Here is a 20,002-nt window from a genome sequence, read left to right on the forward strand (position 1 = left end):
CCGCCGTCCCGTGAGCGCTCGACAGTCCGGGCGACGGCCGGTCGACGCCGCGGCTCACTTCCCCGCGAGGAACTCGCTCGCGCGCTCGTGGCCGAGTTTCATCAGTTCGTCCAGAAAGTCGCGGTCCCGGTCGACCTTCGTCGCACAGTGGAACCGTTTGCCCATCTCGATGCGGTGAATATCGGTGTGAGAGAACTCCGATTCGGGGAGATAGCCCTCGTCGATCCAGGCGTTGACCTGCTCGATGAAGTTCAGCTCCTGGTTGAGCGAGATGTTCCCCGAGAGCTCGTTGCGGCGGTCGGCGATGACGTCCAGCGTCTCGGGTTCGCCCTCGAACTCCTGGGGGTTGATCTGGACGACCCACAGCTCGTCGGGTTTGCGAGCCGGCGGGACCGACATGAGGGCGTTGATGGGCGGGTTCTGGGAGAACAGGCCGTCCCAGTGGAGGTGGCCGTGAATCTCGACGGCCTCGAAGAGGTTCGGGACGGCCGCCGACGCGAGGACGGCCTCCGGCGTCACGTCCTCGTTCGTGAACGTCTCGAACTCGCCGGCGTTGATGTCGACCGTCCCGACGACGAGTTCGGGGGCGTCCGTCCCACAGAGGTCCGGGATGGAGTCGAAGTCGATGTGGCGCTCCAGCGTCTCCGTGATGCGTTCCTTCCCGACCTCGGGGCCGGGAATCTGGTAGGGGCTGACGGAGGGCAGCGGAACCCCGGCGCTCTCCATCCGGGAGAGGGACGTGACCCACTGGTTCATCAGCCGGTCGGAGAAGCCGTCGGTGGCGAGGTCGTCCCAGATCGAGTCGAGGATACCGATGGCTTTCGCCCGGTCGCCGGTCACGATGCCGAACCAGGCCGCCAGGGCGTTGTAGGCGCCGCCGGAGGTGCCGCTGATGCCCACGAGTTCGTACTCGTCGTCGTCCCACTCTTCGAGCAGGTGCTGGAGGACGCCCGCGGTGAAGGCCGTGTGACTGCCGCCGCCCTGACAGGCGATGGCGACGTTCGTGGCCTCCGTCCCGCCGTCGGTCGCGACGGTCGCGGCCGCGCGGTCGGTGTCACCGTCGGACACGGTCCCGGTCTCGGCCCCCACGTCGTCTGACTCACTCATACGTGTGGGTATAGCCGCCGTCGAACAAGAGGTCGGCGCCGTTGAGGTGCTTCGCGTGACTCGAGAAGCCGAAGGTGAAGAGGTTCGCGACCTCGGCGGGGGTCATCATCTCCTTCGTGCGGGCCTGGCCGAGCATCACGTCCTCGACGACTTCCCGCTCGGAGATGCCCCGCTCCGCGGCGGTATCGGCGATCTGGTCGACCATCAGCGGCGTCAACACGTAGCCGACGCTGACCGAGAAACCGCGCAGGGTTCCCTCGCCTTCGGCGGCGATGGCGCGGGTCAGGCCCGTCAGGCCGTGTTTGGCCGTGATGTAGGCCGGCTTGTCCTTCGTCGCGTAGTGGCCGTGGACCGAGGACATGTTCCCGATGGCACCCGCGCCGTCGTCGGTCGCCCGGATGTGGGGCATCGCCGCCTGGGCCATCTTGAACGGCGAGCGGAGCATGATGTCGGTCAGCAGGTCGTACTGCTCCATCGGGAACTCGTGGATGCCGGCGATGTGTTGCATCCCGGCGATGTTGGCGACGTAGCGGAGGTCGCCCTCGTCGGCGGCCGCCGCGACGACCGCCTCGACGTCCTCGTCGTCGGTCAGGTCCGTCTCGATCCCGTGGATCGTCCCCGCCACGCCGAGGTCGGCGGCGATCTCCTCGGTCTCGGCCAGCCCCGCCTCGTCGATGTCGGCGCCGACGACTGTGAGGGCGTTTGCGGCGAGAGCGAGGGCCGTCGCCCGGCCGATGCCCGAAGCCGCGCCAGTCACGATGGCGACCGTCTCCGGGCCGAAGTACGGGTCCTCGAGCACGAGCAGGTCCTCGCTCGCCAGTTCCGGCGCGCTCAGATCGAAATCGTCAGTCATGGTTCGGGTGGACCGACAGGCCCACCAGGGTTAACGTCACCTCACGTCGGGGTAACTCCCCCACCGGGCGGGGAGCGGACGGACCGACGGTGGGCGATCAGCAACAGCCGTCGCCGTCCGGCGACCACTCGCAGGCGTCACCGGTCGTCAAACCGTTCTCCTCGACGTAGACGGAGAGGCAGGCGTAGTTACAGAAGTAGGTCGGCGAGCCACAGTCGTCGGCACAGTCGCGGACACAGATGGGGTCGTGGTCGAAGATGCGTGACCCGCAGTACGCACACGTCTCGTCCGTATCGGGCGTCGTGACGGTCGTGGACATGGTCGCCTTTCGACCGGAACGGGAAAGAGCGTTTGGTGGGTTCCCGCGGGCGTCGGCCGACCACTGTCGTCGGGTGGCGCTCGGAACACGCCAGCGCCCGAGAACGCGCCCGCACCCGGGAGGAGTTCGTGGTGACACGCCTGCCACACGGTCGGGCCGTACTGGGCGAAACAGCGTCTCTCGGTCTCGCACAGTTCGCAGGTGGTCTCCGTCCCGTACTGTGGCCCTTGGTGGTGGCTCGTCCGGGATGGACCGACCCGTCGCTCGCCGTCGCTCGTCCGCGAGGACGCCGCCATTTCTCGTCCGGAACTACCGATCTGGGACGGCGGAGGCCGTATATTCAGGGCGTTTCGACCGCCAGGCCCGTCTGCTCGATTTCCCGTTTGCCAGCGAGCCGTTCTGTTGGGTGTTCTCGAACGGAGCACCGCCGGTGAACTGGCGGCCGACCAGCAACCCGGGCCGGTCCTGTCTCGCCCGTCCTTACCGGTCGGTTACCGGGTGAGGGCTCGGTGCGGGAACGCCTTTAGATCACCACTCGTACCACTGTGTATGCCCCTCGCAGGAAGTGAGACACGATGACGACCGACACGCGGGGTCCGAGCGACCGGTTTCCCACGAGCGGCCCCGAACGGGCACCGTACGACCAGTACCGGTTCGTCACGACGGCGGACGGACACGGCATCATCTACCACGTCGCGGAGACGGAGGAGTGGATCCAGGCCGCCTCGACGGTCGCGCTCGACGGCTGGCGGTGACCGCCGCGGCTGTGTGCTCCGGCCGGCACACCGGCGGAAGACTGGTAATCGGACGCCCCGACTTCCGGGTATGACCGACGACGAGTTCCTCCACCCGAACCAGGATGGAGCCGCCGACACGCGCGTCTCGCGACGCCTCCTGCTGGCCGGTACTGCCGCCGCCGGCGTCACCGCGACCGCCGGCTGTTCGTCGGACGCCGGCGACGGCACGGCCACCCGCGACGGCACCGCCACCGGAACCGGAGCGGAGGGGGGAGAGGCCGCGACCGCGGACACGGTGTACGTCTTCAACACCGGCGACCGGACGGTGAGCGTCGTCGACGTCGAATCGGATTCGGTCGTCGGCACCGCGGACATCGGCGTGACGGCCTCTTTCCCCGCGAACCAGCACGCGCCCGGCCTCACCGACGCGGCGGACGACCCCCTCTGGCTCAACGTCGGCCGGGGGGTTCGGGGAGTCGCCGTCGGGTCGCTCTCGGAGGTCGCCGCCGTCGAGACCGGTTCGGGCGCGAACTGGCAGGCGGTCACGCCGGACGGCGCTCACCTGATCGTCAGCGCCCGCGAACCGGCACACCGCCAGGTCCGGATCGACGCCGACCCCGTTTCGGAGTCGTTCGGGAGCGTCACGGCCGAACTCGACCGCACCGCGGAGGGCGGCCGCGGGAGCAACGACGGCCCCGGCCCCTGTGACGTGACCGTCCACCCCGACGGCGAGTACGCCTACGTCCCCGACCTGTACGGCGACACGCTGACCGTCCTCGACGTCGCGGCCTTCGAGATCGCCACGCAGATCGACGTGCCCGCGGTCGTCGGCGACGCCGGCAAACCCTGGATGGGCACGGTCGCACCCGACGGCGAGACGCTGCTGGTCGAGCACAACGAGGGCAGCGCCGGCACCGAGAGCGTCTGGGACACGAGCGACCCGGCGGCCCCGACCGAGCGCGTCCGGCTGACGGCCGACGACGGCCTCGGACGGCGACCGCTTACCAGCGAAATCGGCCCGGACTCGGCGACCGGCTACGTGTTCACGCCGGGGACGAACGACGTGAGCGTGATCGACCTCGACGCCGGCACCGTCACCGGCCGCATCGACGTGGGCGGTTCTGCCTTCGTCGGCACCTGGGGGCCGAGCCACGAGAAACTGTACGTGCCCGTCCAGACCGAAAACGAGGTGAAGGTCATCGACCACGAAAGCAGGTCGGTGACGGCGACGATTCCCGTGGGACCGCGGCCCTACGGCGCGACCGCCGCCACGGTGCGCCCGCCCGAGAGCGCCCTCGGCGAGTCGGGGCCGGCGAGCGAGAGTCTGCGACGGCGACTGGCCGGCGAGGGGACGACCTACTGCATCGGCAACTGCGCCTGCGGACACGAGCTGTGAGGGCGCAGTGAGCCGTCACTAATCGGGTTACCCCGGTGTGAGGTACGGCTTTTAGCCGGTTCCGCGAACTCCCGTCCGTGACCCGAGTCGACCTGCTCGAACTGGACGAGATTCCCGAGGAGTACCACTACCTCTTCACCGACGACTACCTCGGCGACAGGCACATTTTCCGGGCGTGGGCGCACAACCCCGAGGTGCTGGAAGCGACGCTTGAGTACCTGAACACGCTCTACGACCAGCTGACCCCGCGCAAGAAGGAACTCGTGATCCTCACCGTCGCGTGGGCGCGGGGCGCCCGCTACGAGTGGCACCAGCACGTCGACATCGCCCGCGAGAAGGGCGTCGAGACGGCGGAGATGCGAGCCATCGGCGGCGGCGACTTCTCGACGTTCGACGGCGCGGAGTTCGTTCTGCTCCAGTACGCCGAGACCGTCGCGACGGGCGACGTGACCGACGAGATTCACGCGGCGGTGGCCCGCCACTACGACCCGAGCGAGATCGTCGCCGTCGGCCTGCTCGTGGACTTCTACGTCGGCCTCTGTAACTACGTCGCGTCGGTCGAACTCCCCTTCGAAGGCGGCGAGTTCGTCGGCTGGACGCCGAGCGACGAGGAAATCGCCGAGCTATTCTAGATGCGACGGGCACTCGGCGCCGGCCTGGTCGCGGTCGGACTGTTCACGACGGTCGGCACCGCCCTCGGGGCGACGGGTGGGGGGTCGGCGGTCGCCGCGGGCGGGTCCGCAGTCGCGGGTGGGGCCGCGGTCGCCGCGTGCGGGTCCGGGGTCGCCGGCGGATTCGCGGTGCCGGGCGTGCTGTCGGTGCCGGGCGTGCTGTCGGTGCCGGGCGTGCTGTCGGTGCCGGGTGGGTTCCCGATGGCGAAGTTCCTCGCGCACTGGTGGGTGTTCCCGGCCTCGGTCGCCTTCTCGACGGTCGCGCTCGCCTCCGGCGTCTCCGGGGCACTCTTTTTTAGCCCCTTCTTCATGCTCGGCGTCGGGCTGACCCCCTCACAGGCCATCGGCGCGGGGCTGCTGACCGAGGTGTTCGGCATGGGCAACGGGCTTCGCTCCTACGTGAAACAGCAGGTCGTCGACTTCCGGACGGCGAAGTGGCTGCTGGCCGGGGCCGTCCCGGCCGTCGTCGTCGGCGCGTTCGCCGCGCACTACGTCGACCCGCGACTCCTGAAGGGCATCTTCGGCGTCGGCCTGATCGCCCTCGGCGCGTTCCTCGTCTACTACGAGTCGCCGGAGAACTGCGAGCCAGGGGAGTGCGAGGGCGAGTACCTGAAAGAGAAGAACACGGGGCGCGGGACGACGACCATCGAGGCGACCGACGGCGAGACGTTCACCTACGACACCTGCTGGCGAGCGCCGGGCGTCGCGCTGTCGACAGTCGGGGCGTTCGTCACCGGCCTCATCAGTGCGGGCCTGCCCGAAATCGTGACGACACAGCTCATCGTCCGCTGTCGGGTCCCACCGCGGGTCGCCGTCGCGACGAGCGTGTTCGTCCTCGCCGTCGCCGCGGGCGCCGGCGCACTCGTCCACGCCCTGACGGCGACGCCCGTCTGGTACGTCGTCGCGTGGTCGATCCCGGGCGTCCTGCTCGGCGGCACCGTCGGCACGCGCGTCGGGAAGTACCTCCCGAGCGAACTGATGGAGACCGGCCTCGGCGTCGTCTTCTCGCTCGTTGGCCTGCTCATCATCGTCACGGAGTTCGTGCTCGCGTGACCGGCGCCGTCCCACCGCGGCGTCCCTTGGGGGCGTGCTATCGCGCGGTCCCCCGGCGACGGTCGCGGCGAGTCCGCCCCCCTCGCCGTTACTTGTCCCGAACCACCAGCAGCGGATCGGAGGACTGCTCGATCACGCGGCTGGTCACCTCGCCGACGATGCGTTCGGTCAGCGAAGGCTTCGTTTCGCCGACGACCAGCAGGTCGTATTCCGCCGCGACCTCGCTGATCGTACTCGTGACCGAGCCCGACCCCGCTTCCTGTCGCCAGTCGACGCGATCCGGTCCGACCCCTTCCCGTTCCTCCAGTCGGTCACAGGCCCCACGGACGAGGAGTTCGCCGCGGGACGCCGCTTCGTCGGATTCCGAGACGTGGAAGATCGTGGCCGTCGCGTCGCTCTCGCGGAGCAGGACGCCGACGAACCCGAGGATGCGGTCGAGGTTGTCGTCGCCGCGCAACGGGACCAGGATCCGATCCAGCGTGTCGCCGATGTGACCGGCGGTGAGAACCGCGTCGACGTCGTACTCGGCCGCGATGCTGTCTATCGTCGACGACCGGTCGTGGGTGAACACGACGACGGAGTCGGCTCCGGACCCCTGTCCAGCGAAGCGGTCCGCGATCACCTCGGTCGCCTCGGTCGCCTCGTCCCCGAACTGCGAGCGTGCCTGGTCGGTCGCCGTCTGGTCCGGGACCGGATAGTAGCCGAGCACGACCAGCCGGTGGGGGCTCAACAGCTCCACGAGCGCTTCTGACGGCCCGCCCGGGTCGCTGGCGTCGACGGGGACGAGAATCATCGGATCGGAGACTGTCTCTGACATCGGCGGATTCAGTGCGTGATATTTTGCCATAGAGGGATTTAGTGATATCCCCTCCGCGGCCCGGCCCTCGCCGCGTACCGCTCGTCGGTGCGGCCCGGCGGGTCGGGGCCAACCCGGAGCCCCCCGGACCGGCCAGCCCCGGCCGGCTTCGGCAGCGCACATTTATACCGGACTCCGCCATACCTGCCGACCGTGTCCGAGCGGACGGAGACCGACGACGGCGGTGAACTCGACCGGACCATCGGCTTGGCGGGTGCCATGACGATCGGCACGGGAACGATGATCGGGGCGGGAATCTTCGTGTTCCCCGGGCTCGCCGCGGGTCGGGCCGGACCAGCGGCCGCCGTTTCCTTCGCCATCGGGGCCGTGATCGCCCTGCTAGTCGCCCTCCCCACCTCGGAGCTCGCGACCGCGATGCCACAGAGCGGCGGCGGGTACTACTTCATCTCCCGCGGGCTCGGGACCCTCCCGGGTGCGGTCGTCGGAATCGGACTCACCCTCGGGCTCATGTTCGCCTCGGCGTTCTACCTCGTCGGCCTCGGCGAGTACGCGGCCGCGATCCTCCTCGAAGCGGGCGTCATCGGCGCGACCGACGTCGCCGTTGGCCCCCTCGATCTGGTCCTCCTGTTCGGGATCGGTGCCGGCCTGCTGTTGACCGTGCTCAGCATCTCCGGGACCGAGAACACCGAGTCCCTCCAGAACGCCGTCGTCGGCTTCCTGCTGGCGATCCTCGCCGTCTTCCTCTCGATCAGCGGCCTCGATATCCTCGGCGTGCTCGGGGACTCGAGCGTGCCGGCGCGGTTCGCACCCCGGGGGTTCGGCCCGGTCCTGTCGACCGCCGCGCTGGTGTTCACCTCGTATCTCGGCTTCGCACAGATCGCGACCGTCGCGGAGGACATCGAGGACCCGGACCGGAACCTACCCCTGTCGATGGTCGGCTCGGTCGTGCTGGTCGCCGTTCTCTACGTCGTGACGCTCCTGATCGCCGGCGGGACCTTCGCGCCGGACGTGATCGGCCCGATGGGCGAGACGGCAATCGTCGAGGTCGCACGCGAGTACCTCGGACTCGCCGGTGTCGTGGTCATCCTCGTCGCCGGATTGCTCGCCACGATCTCCTCGGCGAACGCGTCGATCCTCAGCGCGTCCCGCGCGCTGTACGGGCTGAGTTCGGACGCCATCGTCCCCGCGTCGGTCGCCCGGATCAACCGCCAGTACGGCACGCCACACTTCGCGCTCTCGTTCGTGGGCGGCGTGACCGTCGTCCTCGTCGCCACCGGCCGGACGGCAGTCCTCGCCGAGGTGGCGTCGTTTCTCCATCTCGTCATGTACGGACTCATCTGTGTCGCCCTGCTCGTGATCCGTCGCCGGGACCCGGCGTGGTACGACCCCGCCTTCGAGTGCCCAGGCTACCCGGCCGTCCCGGTCGTCGGGGGCGTCGCGAGTTTCGCACTCATCGCGTTCATGCAACCGCTCTCGCGGCTCCTCGGCGTCGTCCTGTCGCTCGTCGCGGTCGCCTGGTATTTCCTCTACGCGAGGGATATCGAGCTGAAGGACGCGGTGTAACGTGATCTCCGGGCTCCCCGCGATGGGCCACGGAGGGCCGTTCTGCGGGGTCCCATCGACCTGGCGACTGGCAATCAGGGCCGAGTCCGCGGAGGACCCGACGGCGGCGCGATCACCGGTAGAGGTCTAGCCGTTGCAGGATCGACCCGAGCAGGACCGCGATCGGGATGATTTCGAGCCGCCCGACCCACATGTTGATTATCAGCATCGCCTTTGCGGTGTCGGGCATCGTCGGCCCGGTGATCCCCGAGTCCAGACCGACGTTGCTCTGGGCGCTCATCACGTCGAAGATCACGTACTCCAGCGGGTGTGCCGGCGAGAGCACGCGAAGGAGGACGGCGACCCCGATCACGAGGAACGTGATCCAGAGCAGGAACACGACCGTCGCCTCGGTGTACTCCCGTTGCGCCTGTTCCTCGCTGAGTCGACGGTCGCCGATCTGGAGATACCGGATCGCCGACGATGGCCGGAACACCTCCCGGATTTGCCAAGCTGTTCCTCTGATCAAGGTGACCATCCGGATGATTTTGAGCCCACTGGTCGTCGACCCGGCCGCGCCACCGGTGAGCATCCCGAGACACATCAGTAGTGTCGTGCCGGCACTCCAGACCTGTTCGGTCCCGCCACCGATCGTCTCAGTCCCGAAGCCGGTGTTCGAGACCGCGGAGACGAACTGGAACAGGCTCGCTCGGAACGTGTGTTCGAGCGTGTCGTACTGCCCGTTCGCGTACAGGAGCGCTGCCAGCGCGAGTGAGCCGGCGGTGAACCAGATGAACACCCACCGCGTCTGCAGGTCGGCGTAGAAGTTCCGGAGTTCGCCTCTGTAAATCAGGTAGTGGATCGGAAACGCGATGCTGCCGGCGAACATCACTGGCACGACAGCGTACTCGATTAGTGGACTGTCGTAGTGGCCGATCGAGTCCGCGTGCACGGAGAACCCGCCGGTCGCGATACCGGTCATGCCGTGGTTGATCGCGTCCCACAGCGGCATCCCGACCAGCAGGAACAGGACGATCGAGCCGACGGTGAGGCCGACGAAAATCTTCCAGATCTCCTGGACCGTGGTCACGATACTCGGATGGATTTTCTCGGACCGTGCCTCGCTCTCGTAGAGAGTGTAGGAGCCGCTACTCCCGCCGCCGCGCCGCAGGATCGCGACGGTAAGGACGATGACGCCGACGCCGCCGACCCATTCGATGAACGACCGCCACCAGTGGAGTGAGCGTGGCAGGTCCTCCTCGACGGCCGCCATCGTGAGACCGGTCCCAGTGAAGCCACTCATGCTCTCGAAGACCGAATCGAGCGGATTGAGGAAGATCGCAGTCGTGGGATACACCGTCGCCGGTGCCGGCGTGTTCATCCACGCGGGAAACGGGTCGATCTGGATGGTCCAGGCGATGAGGAGGAACGGGAGGCCGCCGAGCACGCCGACGACCGCCCAGGCCGAGGCGGCGGTGACCATCGCCTCGCGCTTCTCGGGCGGGGCCGCATCCCGATACCGCCAGACGAGGGCGCTCCCGAGTCCGGCCATGACGATGGCCGAGACGAGAAACGCCGGAATCGTGAAGAACTCCATGTTGACCGCCGCCACGACGATTGAAACCAGCATCATCACCGAGACGGCCTGTACGATACGGCCGACGTCACGTCCGACAGTGCGGGTATTTACTCTCATTTGTGGGCTCGCGTGTCCGCCTGGCGACTACCTTTTTCTCCGTGTATAGTCGCCAGATGTCCGATACCGGCTCGTTCCAGTCGATGCTATCATGCGTCGATCACTGCCCTGTTTTTCACAGACCGAACCCGTTGGGTTCGTCGGACTCGTGGTCCTCGTAGTGTCCGAAGATGTCCGTCACCTCGGGGGTCGCGCCGGTGCCGGAGTAGACCGTCAACATGTCTCCAGCCTCGATCCGGGTGCCACCGCGGGGCGTAATCGGTGACTCTGCCGCCTCTCGTTCGATCGCAACCACGAGCGTATCGTCGCCGAGCAGGCCCTCCTCGTCCGCCTCAACGAGCGTCTTACCGTCGATGGGCGCACCCTCTGCGACCGTGATTTCGAACACCTCGGCCACGTCGCCGACCCGCATATAATCGACAATCGACGGCCGTTCGACGGCTCGAAAGAGCGATTCCGCGATGAGCCGCTGTGGATTCTCCATCGTGTTGACCCCGATCTGCCTGAAGAGATTCATATGCTCGGGGTTGTGAACCACGGAGACGATGGCGGGGATGTCGAGTTCCTGCGCCAGCAGGCAGATCATGACGTTGGTCGCGTCCTGATCCGTCGTCGAAATGATCGCGTCGGCACGCTCGGCGCCGGCGTCGAGCAGCGTGTCCTTGACCGTCGCGTCGGCATCGAGCACCAGACAGTCGAACTCGCTGGCGACTTCGTCCGCTCGCTCGGTGTCGTTCTCGATGACGACGACCTCGTAGCCGGACCCAGTCGCGATCTCGATGAGCGGCGTTCCGATGTCGCCCGCGCCGACGATGATTATGTACATGTCCAGTCTCCTCCAGTGGATCGGACGTCCCCTCCCCGTGTGTTCCCGCTCACGCGTCGCTCACCTCGGATTCGGGAAAGACCAGCACCGGAACGTCACTGCTGTTGACGAGGTTGTGTGTCACGTCGCCCGTCAACAGTTTCGTCCAGCGACTCCCGCCGCGCGGGGTGAACACGATGGCACTCGCGTCCACGTCGTGGGCCGTCTCGACGAGCGTCGCCGCGACGTCGGTGCCGTAGCGAATCTCCGTCTCGGCATCGACTTCGGTGTCGTCGAGCCCGTCGGTCACGGCGGCGAAGATATCCGCTGCCGCCTCCTCGCGCTGCTCGACTGACGCCTTGTCGAGCGCCCCACCGGCCTTCTCGATGACGTGAACCGCGATGACGGTTCCGCCGACCTCGTCGACATGTGACGCCAGCGCAGCCGTTGTCGACGCGGCGTCCTCGCGGTTGGCGACCGGCACCAGCACTCGCGAGAGCAACGAGGACACGTTACTCACCCTCCGGGTCGTCGACCTTTCCGAGATATTGCCATCGGTATTTCCCTTCGTCGTCGCCGATTCCGGATTGCCACTTGACCCGGTAGGCGTAGGGTCCAGTATCTCCACCCGAATCGTCGGACCGTTCGACCACCACGTGCGTGTACGAGCCGTGGTCTTCCGTCCGGAGGACTTCTTCACCGTCCCGTGACTCGATTTCGTCGGTCAGTGACGGCTGCTCCTCGAGGAGTTGCTGCGCGTAATGGATAATCTCCCGAAGCTGCTCGTCGCTACTCGATTCGAGCGCCTCGGCGACCGTCTCGGGGATATCCTCCGGCCGTTCGATGTCGGGTGTGGTCATGGTTTGCTACCGTTCCTGGTCCGGATCCGGTGACGGCGACCGTATCGAGCTGCACTCGGGCAGTCCGTCCACGGTCTCGGATTCCGTCTATCCACCCGACAGTTTTTGCCGACATATAATACTTCGCCTTCTATTTCGCCTGGCAGAATTATATTCCTAGTATATTTCGCAATCCGAAAATCGGCAGTCGGATTTGCAGCAGCATACGATAAATCCCCTCACAGATTGTACAAGAATTACAGGCCAATTCGCTCGGCCCGTCCGAGAACGGGGAAACAGGGAAGACGATTTAATAGCCGTGTTCGTAGTTCTTCCATGGCTCACCGCATCGACGAGATCGACAAGCGCATCCTCTACTACTTGTCCCTGGATGCGCGGAACACCGCCACGTCGGACATCGCCGAGGAGATGGACGTCACGCCGGCGACGATCCGCAACCGGATCGAGCAGCTCGAAGACCGGGGTATCCTCCGGCGGTACCTCGCCGACATCGACTACAAAACGATCAACGGATACGTCACCTACCAGTTTCGTTGCACGGCAAACATCCCGGACCGTTCACGGCTCGCACAGTCCGCGCTGGAGATCACCGGTGTCGTTTCCGTCCGGGAGTTGATGGCCGGCTCCGCGAACCTCGTGATTACGGTCGTCGGTGCTGACACCGACGACGTCAACAGTATTGCAGGCGAACTCTCCGATATCGGGCTGGACATCGAGGACGAGAGCGTGATCGAAGGCGAGTACCACACGCCGTACGGTCCGTTCGGACCGGAAGACGTCCCGAAAGGGCCGTCACTGACGGACTTCATGAGTCTCGCCGGCGACGCGGAAGTCGTGGAGTTCACCGTCTCGGAGGGTGCCGAGATCGCCGACCTGACCATCCAGCAGGCCGTCGAGGAGGGGCTGCTGGCCGACGAGATGCTCGTCGTCGGGATCGAGCGCGATGGGGACGTCCTCACGCCGAAAGGCGAGACCGTCATCCAGACGGGCGACGTCGTCTCCCTGTTCTCGAAGGCCCCGCTTGAGAAGGAATCGCTCGACAGCTTCGGGACGCGGTGAACGTCAATCGCCACGCAGGCGCGAACCACGCGGTACTGTAGGTGCCGGGACGGTGGTAGGGGGTACGGGGACGCACGTTATGAGTCTGTCTCACGATTGTGGCTAGTATGGACCGACGGACCCGTGTCACGGTGTACTATCTCGGGTTGGTCGTGGGCGTGCTCTGCGGGTTCGCCCTCCTCTACAACTACGGTATGGCCGCGTGGGAGGGGCGGCCACAGCCGTTATATCGGTCGATTGAGGTCGTCGTCCAGACGGTCACGACCGTCGGCTACGGCGGCGACGCCCCGTGGTCGAGCCCACAGATGAACTATCTCGTCTCGCTCATGGCGCTCTCGGGGCTGGTCCTCATCTTCGCCGCGCTGCCGGTCCTCGTCGTCCCGCTGTTCGAGGACGCGTTCGAGTCCAGCGCCCCCTCGTCGATTCGGGGGGTCGAGGACCACGTCGTCCTCTGTAACTACGGCCCGCGGGAGGAGGTCCTCATCGACGAACTCACCGACCGGGACGTCGAGTACGTCATCGTCGATAGCGACCGGGACAGCGCCGACGAGCGCCACTCGGCTGGCTACGTGGTGATGTACGGGGACCCGGAGTCGGACACGACGCTCCAGCGGGCGCGGTTGGCACACGCCAACGCGGTGATCGCGAACGTCGACGACGAGACGAACCTGAGCGTCCTCCTCTCGGCCCGGGCCGTCAATCCCGACGTCCGGATGGTGAGTCTGACCGAGAACCCGAACGCTGGGAACTATCACCGCTACGCGGGTGCGGACCACGTCCTCTCGCCCAAGCAGATACTGGGCGAACAGCTCGCGGACAAGGCGGTCGGCACGTTCGATCCGGCGGCCATCGAGGCCGTCGAGATCGGCGACGATTTCGACATCGCGGAGTTCCCGCTCCAGAGCGGGAGCGAACTGATCGGACAGACCATCGCGGAGAGCAACATCGTCGAGCGCACCGGCGCCGCCGTCATCGGGGTCTGGTACCGCGGGCGGTTCCGGAGCCCGCCACCGCCCGACGCCCGGTTCGACGCTCGGAGCATCCTCGTCGCGACCGGTCGCGAGGAGGCGCTCGATCAGCTGAAGGGGATGACCCGCTCCCAGGGCCGACGGCGACGGGGAGGGGTGGTCATCGCGGGGCTGGGCGTGGTCGGTCGTGCGGTGGGAGCCACGCTTTCCGACGCCGGGTTCGAGTACACGACCATCGACGAAGTCGACGGGCCGGCCGTCGACGTGGTCGGCGACGTCACCGAAGGGGGGGTCCTCCGGGACGCCGGCATCGAGGACGCTGGGACCGTGGTCCTCGCACTGCCGGACGACGCGACCGCGATCTACGCGACGTTCGCCATCCGCGAGCTGAACCCCCAGATCGAACTTATCGCCCGGGCGAACGACCGCGAGAGCGTCTCGAAGCTCTACCGCGCCGGCGCGGACTACGTCCTCTCGCTGGCGACGGTCAGCGGCCGGATGCTCGCGTCCATCGTGCTCGACGAGGAGATCCTGTCCCCCGGCACACAGTTGAAACTCGTTCGGACCACGGCCCCGGGCGTCGTCGGTGACTCGCTCGCCGACGTGGACATCCGGAACCGCACCGGCTGTACCGTGGTCGCAGCCGACCGGAACGGCAGCGTCGTCACCGATCTCGGACCGGCGTTCGTGGTCGAGCCAGGCGACGAACTGGTCGTCGCCGGGACCGACGAGAGCATCAGTCGGTTCCAGGCCGAGTTCACGACGTAGACCGACGGCCGACGGGAGCGGGGTCGCGTGCCGGCCGGTTCGGACACCGACAGCGGCCCCGGCCACACCCCTGTCCACGCCGCACCACGAGCCACCGCCGGCGCTTAGTAGCGTCGGGTACAAGACCGCCCATGGCGCCGTCACACGTCCTCGTCCCGCTCGATGGCTCGCCGCTGGCGGACGAGGCGCTGGAACAGGCACTGGAACTGTTCGACTGTCGAGTGACGGTGTTGAACGTCGTCACACCGATCGACACGACGATGAGCGAAGGCGGGATCCTCGAACCCGGCGCCGAGCGGCGCGAGAACGCACGGGAGCGGGCCGACCGGCTCGTCGAGCGGGCGAGCGACCGCGCGACCGATGTCGACCGGACGGTCGAGACGGCAGTGGTGACCGGCGATCCGGCGGAGAGCATCCTGGAGTACGTCGACGAACACGACGTCGACCACGTCGTGATGGGCGGTCACGGCGGCGAGCGAAACGCGGTCGCCCGTCGGTTGCTCGGCACCGTCGCGACGACCGTCGTCGGCGAGTCGCCCGTGACGGTGACCGTCGTCCGCTGACCGCTAGCCACCGAGGACCGCGGCGAAGGCCCGGTAGAGCCCGAAGCCGATGACGATGGACGAGACGAGCGTAATGAGCCAGAACGCGAGTGTGACGCCGATTTTCCGCCGGGAGACCCCTGCCGAACCGCCCGCCAGCCCGCCGCCGATGACGCCGGAGATGATGATGTTGTTGAACGAGATGGGGATCCCCAGTGCGATGGCTAGCTGGGCGATGACGAATCCGGGTACCAGCGCGGCGATGGAGCGCCTGACCCCGAGCTGTGCGTACTCCCGGGAGGTCGCCTGGAGCAGTTTCGGCGCGCCCATCCACGCGCCGGCGAGAATGCCCGTCGCACCGAGCGCGAGCAGGACGATCCCCGGCAGGCCGAGTTCCGCACCGTAGAGGTTCTCCAGCGGGCCGGTCGCCAGTCCGACCTGACTGCCGCCACTGGAGAAGGCCACGACGCTCCCGAGGACGAGCAGGAACGTCCGGATGCCTTTTTCCGGCGACTCCCGTGTTCGTTTGCGGATGAACTGGAAACTGACCGCGGCGGCGGCCAGTGTCACCAGCACGGCGAGCGGGTCGACGCCGGCGGCCGTCGGCGTCTCGACGACGCCCGCGAGAAAGCCCGCAATCGAGTTCTCCGTGGCGTCGGGCGGCGAGGGGATGACCGCCAGCCGGACGTTCGCGATGATCCCGCCGACGACCGCCGCCAGGAGCGGCACGCTGATCGTCTCGGGGACGTCGTCACGGCGGAGGAGCGTGGCGGTGAGATACGCGAGCCCGCCGGAGACCGGCGGGACGAGCGCCCAGAAGATCACGATCCGCCGGTAGGTGTCGAACGCCGGTGCGCCGCCGAGCGAGAGCCCGACGCCGACGATTGCCCCCGTCGTCGCGAACGCCGCGGGGACCGGATAGCCGGTGTAGACGCCGAAGGCCATGAAGCCGGTCGCGGTCAACAGGCCCGCCGTCGCCGCCAGCGACGTGATCTGCACGCCGTTGATGAGCCCGCCACCGACCGTCTCGGAGATCGCGCCGCCCTGTACCAGGGCACCGAGCGCGGCGAGGATGCCGATCAGGAAGGCGGCCTGCATCGTCGAGACCGCGTTCGCGCCGATCGCCGGGGCGAACGGCGGCGAGTTGCTGTTCGCGCCCAGTGCCCACGCCGTCGCGAGGCTCGTGAGCGTCGCCAACACGACGAGGGCCCAGAAGACGATCCCCGGCACGGTTAGCGCCCTCCACGGATCGGGGGCGAGATCATGTCTTCAGTTTTTATCGACGACGCGAATAAGCGTTCGTGTCGGAGCGCAACTGTCGAACCCACGGGACGCCCCGCTCAGAGCAGGAATGCAAAGAGGAGGTACGACCCGGCGACGGAGAGCGACGGCGTCAGAATCCAGAGGGCGACGATCCGGGTCGTCGCCGCGGGGTCGAACAGGGCCTCCGCGGTCAGTTCCTCCATGTCCTCCTCGCCGATCTCCGGGATCGGCGGTGCCTCGTCCGGTTGTTCGTCGGGGCCGGGTCCTTCTCCGGTGGCGAGTTCGCCCACCGTCGGGCCGGCGGCGGCGCCCTCCTCTTTGGCCTGGGTAGCGAGCGCGCCGGTCGGGTGGTTCGGTCTCGGCTCCCCCGCGGGCTTCGGCGTGGCGAGTTCCGCGAGCGTGGCGGCGCGGCTCGCCCGGCCCCAGCCGAGGCCGATGATACAGCAGGTCGTACTCACCGCGAGGCTGGCGGGGATGCCGTAGAACGACAGAATGGTGATGATGGTCGCGCCCACTGTCGAGACGATGAGCGCCGCCAGGATGGGGAGGTCCGTAATCCCGTCGCCGACCGTCGCGAGCGTGCGCCTGGCGATAGTGAATCCACCGAGGCTGATGGCGGCGACGGCCAGCAACACGCCCTGATCGACGTCGAGAGCGCCGTTGCCGACGAGCGGCGCGACCGCGTTCGCCGCGTTCGACGCCCCCGCGCTGAATCCCATGTAGCAGGCGATAGCCAGCACCAGCGCCGAGCCGACGATGTCACGGAGCGACGCGTTCTCGTTGAACCGGAGGCGAGGGAGCCCACCTGTGCGGTCGATCTGTATCAGTTGCCGCTGGAGGCGGGTGAACGACATACGGGCTTCGAGTTGGGGGTACAGGTACCGGCCGATAACGGCCCCGATCGCCAGCCCGATCAGCGGGGCGACGATCCAGGCCGAGACGATGGTGAACATCAGCGCGGCGTTGAGCGAGTCCGTCGCCAGCCCGAGGCCGACGATGGCACCCACCGCCGTCATCGAGGTCGAGGCGGGGACGCCGTAGAGGTTCGAGACCAGCAGCGAGAGGCCGGTGAAAAACAGGACCCCGACACCGGCCACCGGGGTGAACTGTGTGGCCGGGACGATCCCCTCGCTCATCGTCACGATGACGTTCCGGCCGACCGTCCACGCCCCGAGGAACGCGAACGCGCTGAAGAGTACTGCCGCGGTGAATTTCCGGACGAGCCGGCTTCCGACGGCCGGTCCGAACGCGACACCGGTCGACGATCCACCAATGTTGAACCCGACGAAGGCGGCGACGAACAACCCAATGATGAGTAGTACCGAAACCACTGCGATCCCTGTGTGCCCCACCGTCTGGGCCACATATATAATCTCACGTTCGCCCGTCCCGGCGGCCGTCCGCTGCCGATATCCGCGCCGCCCGGGCGCCCCGGGCGGCTCCGCTGACCAGCCCCAGGGTTTCAGAGACGTAACCGGCTTTCACAGCCCTCAACGCGGCTTTATCCGAGTCGACGATAGTTAGTTACCTGTAGTAACCCGATAACCAATCGAAGGTTTTTACGGAGGTCACACAATGGCAGATCCAAGCATACTGAACGGACTCGCGGGCGGACTGGTCGCGACGGTCGTCATGACCGTCTTCATGATGGCACTGGGCGACGACTCGCCGCCGCCGACGGCAGCACTGTGGTCGAAATACGTCGGCGACGGGGCGCCCGAGGACTATATGCCACAGGGGATGGCCCTACACATGCTGTACGGGATCGGCGCCGGTGCGGCGCTGGCGATCGCGATCCCGTTCCTCGGCGTATCCCTTTCGCTCCCGCTGGCCGTCGGTCTCGGCCTCGGCTACGGCGTGGTCCTGACGATGGTCGGCGCCATCCTGTGGATGCGGCTCGTCCTCGCGATGGACCCGGAGCCCAACGTGGTCGGGCTCTTCCTACTCTTCCACCTCGTCTACGGTGGCGTCCTCGGCGCGTGGCTCTCGCTGGGCCTCGTCTGAGGCGCGCTCCGCAGCCTCCCCGGACTCGTACGCCGAGAGTCGGTCGCTCACGCTCGTTTTCTCCGTGTCGTCCGCAGACGGTGCCACGAACGTCAGGTCGCCGTCGCGGTACTCCGCCAGGACGACCCGCGGAAAGACGATCCCCGTGACCGTGGTGCCGGTCAGGATGGATTTGGTGTCCCGCTGCTCGAAGCCCGACAGTTCGCGGTCGCGGTCGTCGGCCCAGGCCTCGAAGGCCTCGTAGCTGGTCAGCAGGCGCTCGCCCGGTTCCGTCTCGGCCGTGGCGGCCTGCGGACAGACACACTCCCCACAGAGGACCACCTCGAAGTCGCGGACGACGTTCTCCTCGTCGAGCGTCCGGAGCCGCTCGACGATCCGTTCCTGTCCGTCCCGGCCGGTGGCCGGTGCGAGCGATCTGAGGAACAACTCGATGCGCGGGCGGTCCCCGGCCATCGTTACCGAACCCCGCTGTGGTCGGCGGCGGACGGCCCGGGTCGGCGAAGCGAACGCATGAGAAAACGGGGACCTCGCGGCCATTTGAGCGTGGCTGAGGTGCGCGTAAGTGGGTGAGCGGAAGGTACGGAGGCGGTTTTAGGGAGTGACCCGACCACCGGATACGGCGCGCGGACCGTCGGCACCCATCGATGACCGTCTCCCCACACGAGATACTGGCGTTCGCCGTCAGGGTTTACGACGAGCGCGAGGAGCCGTTGACACCGTCGGCGGTCGCCGACCGGTTCGGACTGACGGCCGAGACGGCGACCGAACGCCTCGACCGGCTGGCGGACTGTGAACTGCTCGCGCCCGAGAGCGACGGGTTCAGGCCGACGGTGACGGCACGGGAGTTGCTGGCACTCGATATCGACGACGAGTTCGTCGTCGTGGACGCGAGCGATGAACAGTAGCGTCGACGGGGACACCAACCTTTACGTTCGCCATCACGACGTTCGAACCGAGCGCAGGAGACCGGGCATGACCGACGACACTACCATCGGGCCGCCGGGTGAACGCCAGTACAACATCTACGAGTGCACCGACTGCGAGAACGTGGCTCTCACGCTCCGGGACTGCGACGGCGGGATGACCTGCCACGGGAAGCCGATGGAGGAAGTCACCGGCGTCGCGATGGACGTCCAGCCGCCCGATATCAAGCAGGTACTGCTGGACGCCTTCGGCCTCCCCAAGCCCGGGCTGGACATCTGTCTCTGTGTCATCGGCGAAGGGGCGATGTCGCCGGCCGACGTGGCCGACCACCTGGACTACGACGAGTCGACCGTCCGCCGCTACCTCAACCGCCTCGTCGAGATCGGCCTCCTCCAGAAGTCACAGCTCAACCGCGAGGACGGCGGCGTCGTCAACGTCTATCACTCCATCGACCTCGCCGAGATGCGCCGGGAGACGCTGGTCGGCTTCTACGCCTGGGCCGGCGAGGCCGCCGCCCTCATCGAGGAGGCCAACCTCACCAAGGAGGACTACCTCGCGGCGGACTACTCCGAGGGGCTGGACGAGGTGTTCTGGGAGGAGTTCCAGTCGGAGTCCTGA

The 20,002-nt window shown here is 67.3% G+C and carries 22 protein-coding genes; 11 read left to right on the forward strand and 11 right to left on the reverse strand.

Annotation, left to right across the window (positions count from 1 at the left end; translation table 11 throughout):
* Nucleotides 1-54: 54 nt before the first annotated feature.
* The 3 genes from MUG96_RS18720 to MUG96_RS18730 all read right to left on the reverse strand — a co-directional run bounded on the left by MUG96_RS18720 (nt 55) and on the right by MUG96_RS18730 (nt 2,279).
* Nucleotides 55-1,107 carry a patatin-like phospholipase family protein gene (locus tag MUG96_RS18720; protein ID WP_246985277.1) on the reverse strand — a complete coding sequence of 351 codons (1,053 nt, stop codon included), beginning with the start codon at nt 1,105-1,107 and terminating at the stop codon, nt 55-57.
* Nucleotides 1,100-1,960, reverse strand: coding sequence for an SDR family oxidoreductase (locus MUG96_RS18725; protein ID WP_246985278.1), 861 nt, complete (start codon nt 1,958-1,960; stop codon nt 1,100-1,102). Before MUG96_RS18725 ends, MUG96_RS18720 begins: the two co-directional genes overlap by 8 nt.
* Nucleotides 1,961-2,057: 97 nt before the next feature.
* Entirely contained in the window at nt 2,058-2,279 is a 222-nt protein-coding gene (locus MUG96_RS18730; protein ID WP_246985279.1) for a hypothetical protein, read from the reverse strand.
* 575 nt (nt 2,280-2,854) lie between these two features.
* Between MUG96_RS18730 and MUG96_RS18735 the strand changes: the two genes are divergently transcribed.
* The 4 genes from MUG96_RS18735 to MUG96_RS18750 all read left to right on the forward strand — a co-directional run bounded on the left by MUG96_RS18735 (nt 2,855) and on the right by MUG96_RS18750 (nt 6,136).
* A complete protein-coding gene (locus tag MUG96_RS18735) occupies nt 2,855-3,034 on the forward strand; it encodes a hypothetical protein (protein ID WP_246985280.1) in 180 nt (59 codons plus the stop codon).
* A 70-nt stretch (nt 3,035-3,104) separates the two neighbouring features.
* Nucleotides 3,105-4,412: a YncE family protein gene (locus MUG96_RS18740; RefSeq protein ID WP_246985281.1), complete on the forward strand. Its 1,308-nt coding sequence runs from the start codon at nt 3,105-3,107 to the stop codon at nt 4,410-4,412.
* Nucleotides 4,413-4,489: 77 nt separating this feature from the next.
* A complete protein-coding gene (locus MUG96_RS18745; RefSeq protein ID WP_246985282.1) occupies nt 4,490-5,044 on the forward strand; it encodes a carboxymuconolactone decarboxylase family protein in 555 nt (184 codons plus the stop codon).
* Entirely contained in the window at nt 5,045-6,136 is a 1,092-nt protein-coding gene (locus MUG96_RS18750; RefSeq protein WP_246985283.1) for a sulfite exporter TauE/SafE family protein, read from the forward strand. It abuts the gene before it with no gap.
* Nucleotides 6,137-6,224: 88 nt separating this feature from the next.
* On the opposite strand, the gene MUG96_RS18755 is transcribed toward MUG96_RS18750, so the two are convergent.
* Complete coding sequence (locus MUG96_RS18755) at nt 6,225-6,953, reverse strand: universal stress protein (RefSeq protein WP_246985284.1); 729 nt, start codon at nt 6,951-6,953, stop codon at nt 6,225-6,227.
* A gap of 183 nt (nt 6,954-7,136) precedes the next feature.
* On the opposite strand from MUG96_RS18755, the gene MUG96_RS18760 reads away from it, so the two are divergent.
* Entirely contained in the window at nt 7,137-8,516 is a 1,380-nt protein-coding gene (locus MUG96_RS18760) for an APC family permease (RefSeq protein ID WP_246988717.1), read from the forward strand.
* 112 nt (nt 8,517-8,628) lie between these two features.
* Here the strand turns inward: MUG96_RS18760 and MUG96_RS18765 are convergent, their stop codons facing one another.
* The 4 genes from MUG96_RS18765 to MUG96_RS18780 all read right to left on the reverse strand — a co-directional run bounded on the left by MUG96_RS18765 (nt 8,629) and on the right by MUG96_RS18780 (nt 11,856).
* Nucleotides 8,629-10,191: a TrkH family potassium uptake protein gene (locus tag MUG96_RS18765; protein ID WP_246985285.1), complete on the reverse strand. Its 1,563-nt coding sequence runs from the start codon at nt 10,189-10,191 to the stop codon at nt 8,629-8,631.
* 115 nt (nt 10,192-10,306) lie between these two features.
* Entirely contained in the window at nt 10,307-11,017 is a 711-nt protein-coding gene (locus MUG96_RS18770) for a potassium channel family protein (RefSeq protein WP_246985286.1), read from the reverse strand.
* 49 nt (nt 11,018-11,066) lie between these two features.
* Nucleotides 11,067-11,507 (reverse strand): universal stress protein, encoded by a 441-nt coding sequence (locus MUG96_RS18775; RefSeq protein ID WP_246985287.1) that lies wholly within the window; start codon nt 11,505-11,507, stop codon nt 11,067-11,069.
* 1 nt (nt 11,508) lies between these two features.
* The gene (locus MUG96_RS18780; protein ID WP_246985288.1) at nt 11,509-11,856 is read right to left on the reverse strand and encodes a hypothetical protein; all 348 of its coding nucleotides are present in this window, start codon (nt 11,854-11,856) and stop codon (nt 11,509-11,511) included.
* Between the two features lie 315 nt (nt 11,857-12,171).
* Here MUG96_RS18780 and MUG96_RS18785 point away from each other — a divergent pair, with 315 nt between their 5' ends.
* The 3 genes from MUG96_RS18785 to MUG96_RS18795 all read left to right on the forward strand — a co-directional run bounded on the left by MUG96_RS18785 (nt 12,172) and on the right by MUG96_RS18795 (nt 15,214).
* A complete protein-coding gene (locus tag MUG96_RS18785; RefSeq protein WP_246985289.1) occupies nt 12,172-12,915 on the forward strand; it encodes an Lrp/AsnC family transcriptional regulator in 744 nt (247 codons plus the stop codon).
* Between the two features lie 107 nt (nt 12,916-13,022).
* The gene (locus MUG96_RS18790; protein WP_246985291.1) at nt 13,023-14,651 is read left to right on the forward strand and encodes a potassium channel family protein; all 1,629 of its coding nucleotides are present in this window, start codon (nt 13,023-13,025) and stop codon (nt 14,649-14,651) included.
* Nucleotides 14,652-14,782: 131 nt separating this feature from the next.
* Nucleotides 14,783-15,214: a universal stress protein gene (locus MUG96_RS18795; RefSeq protein ID WP_246985293.1), complete on the forward strand. Its 432-nt coding sequence runs from the start codon at nt 14,783-14,785 to the stop codon at nt 15,212-15,214.
* A gap of 3 nt (nt 15,215-15,217) precedes the next feature.
* On the opposite strand, the gene MUG96_RS18800 is transcribed toward MUG96_RS18795, so the two are convergent.
* On the reverse strand, nt 15,218-16,423 hold the full coding sequence (locus MUG96_RS18800) for an inorganic phosphate transporter (protein WP_246985295.1): 1,206 nt from the start codon (nt 16,421-16,423) through the stop codon (nt 15,218-15,220).
* A 110-nt stretch (nt 16,424-16,533) separates the two neighbouring features.
* On the reverse strand, nt 16,534-17,787 hold the full coding sequence (locus tag MUG96_RS18805; RefSeq protein ID WP_246985297.1) for an inorganic phosphate transporter: 1,254 nt from the start codon (nt 17,785-17,787) through the stop codon (nt 16,534-16,536).
* A 244-nt stretch (nt 17,788-18,031) separates the two neighbouring features.
* On the opposite strand from MUG96_RS18805, the gene MUG96_RS18810 reads away from it, so the two are divergent.
* Entirely contained in the window at nt 18,032-18,460 is a 429-nt protein-coding gene (locus MUG96_RS18810; RefSeq protein WP_246985299.1) for a hypothetical protein, read from the forward strand.
* Here the strand turns inward: MUG96_RS18810 and MUG96_RS18815 are convergent.
* Nucleotides 18,398-18,913: an HTH domain-containing protein gene (locus MUG96_RS18815; RefSeq protein ID WP_246985302.1), complete on the reverse strand. Its 516-nt coding sequence runs from the start codon at nt 18,911-18,913 to the stop codon at nt 18,398-18,400. The genes MUG96_RS18810 and MUG96_RS18815 overlap by 63 nt on opposite strands.
* A gap of 191 nt (nt 18,914-19,104) precedes the next feature.
* Between MUG96_RS18815 and MUG96_RS18820 the strand changes: the two genes are divergently transcribed.
* Together MUG96_RS18820 and MUG96_RS18825 are read left to right on the forward strand one after the other, a co-directional pair.
* Nucleotides 19,105-19,365 carry a MarR family transcriptional regulator gene (locus MUG96_RS18820; protein WP_246985304.1) on the forward strand — a complete coding sequence of 87 codons (261 nt, stop codon included), beginning with the start codon at nt 19,105-19,107 and terminating at the stop codon, nt 19,363-19,365.
* Nucleotides 19,366-19,432: 67 nt separating this feature from the next.
* Nucleotides 19,433-20,002: a helix-turn-helix domain-containing protein gene (locus tag MUG96_RS18825; RefSeq protein WP_246985306.1), complete on the forward strand. Its 570-nt coding sequence runs from the start codon at nt 19,433-19,435 to the stop codon at nt 20,000-20,002.

Origin of the sequence: Halorientalis marina, from assembly GCF_023028345.1 — an archaeon.
GTDB classification, from domain to species: domain Archaea; phylum Halobacteriota; class Halobacteria; order Halobacteriales; family Haloarculaceae; genus Halorientalis; species Halorientalis marina.